We start from the raw sequence: 3,760 nt of genomic DNA, 5'->3' as shown, positions 1-3,760 counted from the left end.
GTATGCAGGGTAGGTACGAGGCTGTGAGCCAGATTCTGGAGGAGATGAAGAGGGATAATCCCGCGCTTGACGCGGTGGCCGTCGTTTCGAGCGACGGTATGCCTGTGGTCTCGGCGATGAGTGAAGCTGACGAGTTGAAGGTTTCGGCGATGGCTGCGACGCTGCAGGGTGTTGCGGAGCAGGTGATTAAGGAGCTGCGCGGTGGTGCGCTGCGCCACTTGATTGTGACGAGTGAGGGTGGGACGCTCATAATCAAGAGCGTAAGTAGGGATTTCGTCCTCGTGATGCTCGTCAGGCTGGAGTCGAAGCTGGGTTTCGCTTTGTGGCAGGCGGAGCAGGCGTCGCAGAAGATAGGGAAAATTTTAAGCTGAGAATCGATGAATCCCTAGTGGCGCCACAGAGAGCTTACAAGATAGTTCTCTGCGGAGATGGAGGGGTCGGCAAGACGAGCATTGCGAACAGGTTTACGGGGGCAGCCTTCAACCCCGTCCAGCGGCTCACGGTCGGCGTCGCGCACTACACGAGGGAGCTCCATTTCGATGACGGGCCCGTCAGGATCGTGATCTGGGATTTGGGGGGTGAGGAGCGCTTCCGGTTCCTAGCTCCCGTCTTTCTGAGGGGTGCTAGGGGGGCGGTGTTCGTCTTCGACGTGACGAGGGAGGAGACGTTCGAGCACCTGGAGGAGTGGCTGGAGATTACGGTCTCAACGATCGGCGACGTGCCACGAGTTCTCGTGGGCAACAAGGTGGATCTAGAGGACATGAGGGTGATCCCGCGCAGCTTCGCGGAGCAGTACGCCAGATCCAGGGGTTACATTGGATACTACGAGGTTTCAGCGAAAGATGGGTTTAATATTGAGGCACCCTTTATTGATCTCTTGAGGGTGGTCTTGAGGTGTGAGCGTGGCGGCTAGGGCTGTCCGCCTGCTGAAGCTGAGCTGCCCCCAGTGCGGCAGGGAGAGCACCATACAGGTGGGGGAGGACGCGCTCGTCGCCGCAGCCTCGAGCCCCACCGGCTTAATCGGTGTGGCTGAGTACCACGGTGACCACGTCTTCGTCGTCTACGTGGACGGCGAGGGGAGGGATAGGGGCGTACGGGTCTTCAGGACGCTTCAGCGGGGTGAAGTGATCCGGGTGACTCCCACCTACCTATCCTACATGAGCAATCTGTCCGGGTTCCGAGTGCTGTCTGAGGGTTGGAGCGTTGAGTGCTTCGCGGGGAACCCGAGGGCCCTACTGAGAGTGCAGGGGGAGAGAGGGGCTCTTGAGGCGGAGTTGAAGGATCTATCGAAGGCTGCCCAGGCGATATCCTGGGGCGAGAGCCTTCTCTCGGCGGTCGCTAGAGTGGGGCAGCTCGATCCGAGCGGTTTGCTGCTCTCGATCCTGCTGATGGACGCGAGCATCCCCTACCCTCCAAGCCCCTTCGCCCCGCGCATGTTCGAGATCGCGATGAAGGCGAGGCGGTTGGTCGTGAAGGTGGATCCGGGTGCGGCGGAGCTCTTGAGGGCGTACATCAACCGCATCACCTGGCTCTCCGCTAGGATGATCGACTTCGCTTTGAGCGTGAACGGGTGGCGGCTCATCGACGCGGTGGTGGGGCCCGACCCTCTGACGATGAGGGAGAGGTTGAGCGCGCTCATCTCCCTCGAGCGTCGCGGAGTCGTCGGGTTTGAGGAGGTGGGATCTTGAGCGCGAGAGCGGCTGCGATCGAGGCCCTGAGGATGCTGGTTCAGAAGATCTCCGGCGCTCCCTGGGCTGGCGACGTCGTGCGCCTAGCATCGATGGTTGCGCCGGCGAGGAGGCAGCCCGACCCGTACCTGCTCAAGGTCTTCCACTTCCTTTCGGAGAGGGTTCTGTCCATCAGGGATTCCCCGGAGCCCTTCGCCGCCCCCGAGTTCAGGCTTTTCAGCGAAGCGTTCATGTACTCCGGCGAGTTCCAGGAGGCGGTGAGGCGGGGGCTCGCCGCCGTAAAGGCTAGGCCGGGGAGCGCGGCCGTCGATGTGCACTCGTGCACGGGGGTTTGCCTCGAGCTTGCAGCCCCGCAGTGGGGCAAGCTCGTGGCTGTTGACCCTTCACGGCTGAACTTGGAGCTCGTAGAGGAGCGCTTGAGGGGGATCGGAGCTTCGAACTACGAGCTCCTGGTGGGGGACGTGCTGAGCATCGCCCGCCTAGTCAGAGACCCCGTCGGTCTAGCCATCGCGGCTTCGCCAGCGACGTGGTTGATCAACCCTCGCGTCCTCGTGAGCCGAGCCTTCTCGACGCTGGAGCCCGGCGGCCAGCTGCTCCTCGTCGCCCCCCTCGAGCGCGGAGGCTCCGTTAACCCCCTCGCCCCCTTCATTGCCGCGCTCAAAGGCCCCGCGCCTTTCAGCAGGGAGAGCCTGGAGGACATGATGCTTACGGAGGGTTTCGCTAGGGTGAGGTCCTGGGAGGGGGATCTGCTGACGACGATCGTGGCCGTCAAGCCTTGAAGAGAGCCCGCAAGGCCCTATAGCAGGACTCCTGGTTTGTGGCTACGGTTTCAACGTAGGGCTCGTCCACCCTGCCGAAGAGCTGGAACACCCTTTCAACGGTCAGCCTCGAGACGTCGCGCTTGTTCAAGGCTAGCAGCCTCCTCTCGAACCTGGCGAAGTAGGGCTTGATGAGGCGCTCGTAGTAGAGGCGGCTCCTCATCACGGCTGCCTCATCGGAGGTGTCGATGAGGAGGATTATGTGGCGGCAGCGGGACGCGAGCGCCCTAACGGTGAAGTCGAACCTCGACTGGCCGGGCGCTCCGTAGAGGAGCAGCTTCCTCCCGTCTAGCTCAACGACGCCGATGTCCGCGAAAACCGTTGTCGTCATCTTCAGCTTCCTCTCACCGAAGCTCACCTTTTCCCCGCTCAACTCCCTCTCAGCAGTGAGAAACTTCCCGCTAACGGTGCGTATGAAAGTGGTTTTCCCAGCTCCAAAGGTTCCTGCAACGAGCACGGTTTCGGTTTCCAACACCCACCGCGGGGATATCTCGTAAAAACTTATAATTGTTGCGCGCGGGTGGTTTCCAAGATTAGGTATATAACTTGTCCGTTGGAGGAATCTCGGTGCCCGAGTTTAACCTCTTGACGGTGCTCATCGCGGCTGCCGCTGCGGCAGCTGTGGGAGTAGTGGTCGCGCTAGCGCTCGCCAGGAGGGGTAGAGCAAAAAATAAAAGAGAGAGGGCGCCAGAAAGGTGGTCAGCGCTCGTGGATTGGAGAGGCCTCATCGTCGAGGCTCAAGGTCCAGCTGACAGCGTGCTGGTAGCATACGTAGTCCAAGCCGCACGGGTGCTGGAGGAAATGGGCAAGCTCTCCGAGATGAGGGCTAGGGTGGGCGAGCTGACGATCGAGGTGACGCCCCAGGAGGAGGGGTTGTACAGGGTGGTTGCGCGATGAGCGTGGAGCTAGTGCTGGGGGAGCTGGTGAAGAAGAGCCTCGGCGAGCTGGAGCGTGCGATCCTCGCGACTCCAGACGGTGTACTGGTGGCGGCCTCCAACCCCTCGGACATCGATGACATCGTGTCAGCCCTTGGCGCGGCCGTCGTAGCCGGTGTTGGTGAGGCTTTCCAGCAGTACTTCAGCACGGGGGTGAGGGACGTCCTAGTCGAGCTCAAGGACAGCAGAGTGGTGCTTATGCGGGAAATCGGCGGGCTCGTCCTGTGCCTCATCTCCAAGCCAAAGCCGAACCTGGGCCTCATCTACTACCTCCTCGACAAGTACACGGACAAGATCGCCGCTAGCGTCAAGAAGTAGC

The 3,760-nt window shown here is 61.4% G+C and carries 7 protein-coding genes; 6 read left to right on the top strand and 1 reads right to left on the bottom strand.

All coding sequences use genetic code 11. From position 1 onward, the window contains the following. From QXF46_09370 to QXF46_09355, 4 genes are all read left to right on the top strand, one after another. Positions 1-371 (top strand): roadblock/LC7 domain-containing protein (locus QXF46_09370; protein ID MEM0227070.1); only part of this gene is annotated, 371 nt, incomplete at its 5' end. A gap of 17 nt (positions 372-388) precedes the next feature. Further along, positions 389-913 carry a Rab family GTPase gene (locus QXF46_09365; GenBank protein ID MEM0227069.1) on the top strand — a complete coding sequence of 175 codons (525 nt, stop codon included), beginning with the start codon at positions 389-391 and terminating at the stop codon, positions 911-913. Further along, positions 903-1,688: a hypothetical protein gene (locus QXF46_09360; protein ID MEM0227068.1), complete on the top strand. Its 786-nt coding sequence runs from the start codon at positions 903-905 to the stop codon at positions 1,686-1,688. The genes QXF46_09365 and QXF46_09360 overlap by 11 nt, the downstream gene beginning before the upstream one ends. Then, complete coding sequence (locus QXF46_09355; protein MEM0227067.1) at positions 1,685-2,467, top strand: class I SAM-dependent methyltransferase; 783 nt, start codon at positions 1,685-1,687, stop codon at positions 2,465-2,467. Before QXF46_09360 ends, QXF46_09355 begins: the two co-directional genes overlap by 4 nt. Here the strand turns inward: QXF46_09355 and QXF46_09350 are convergent. Continuing rightward, the gene (locus tag QXF46_09350; GenBank protein ID MEM0227066.1) at positions 2,457-2,978 is read right to left on the bottom strand and encodes a hypothetical protein; all 522 of its coding nucleotides are present in this window, start codon (positions 2,976-2,978) and stop codon (positions 2,457-2,459) included. The two genes, QXF46_09355 and QXF46_09350, sit on opposite strands and share 11 nt — an antisense overlap. Positions 2,979-3,073: 95 nt before the next feature. Here QXF46_09350 and QXF46_09345 point away from each other — a divergent pair, with 95 nt between their 5' ends. Then, on the top strand, positions 3,074-3,403 hold the full coding sequence (locus QXF46_09345) for a hypothetical protein (GenBank protein ID MEM0227065.1): 330 nt from the start codon (positions 3,074-3,076) through the stop codon (positions 3,401-3,403). Beyond that, entirely contained in the window at positions 3,400-3,759 is a 360-nt protein-coding gene (locus QXF46_09340) for a roadblock/LC7 domain-containing protein (GenBank protein MEM0227064.1), read from the top strand. Before QXF46_09345 ends, QXF46_09340 begins: the two co-directional genes overlap by 4 nt. Position 3,760: the final 1 nt, after the last annotated feature.

The organism is Thermofilaceae archaeon, from assembly GCA_038731975.1.
In the GTDB taxonomy this organism is placed as follows: domain Archaea; phylum Thermoproteota; class Thermoprotei; order Thermofilales; family Thermofilaceae; genus JANXEW01.
Note: the sequence above shows the minus strand (reverse complement) of the source record. Positions and strands in the feature narration are given on the sequence as shown.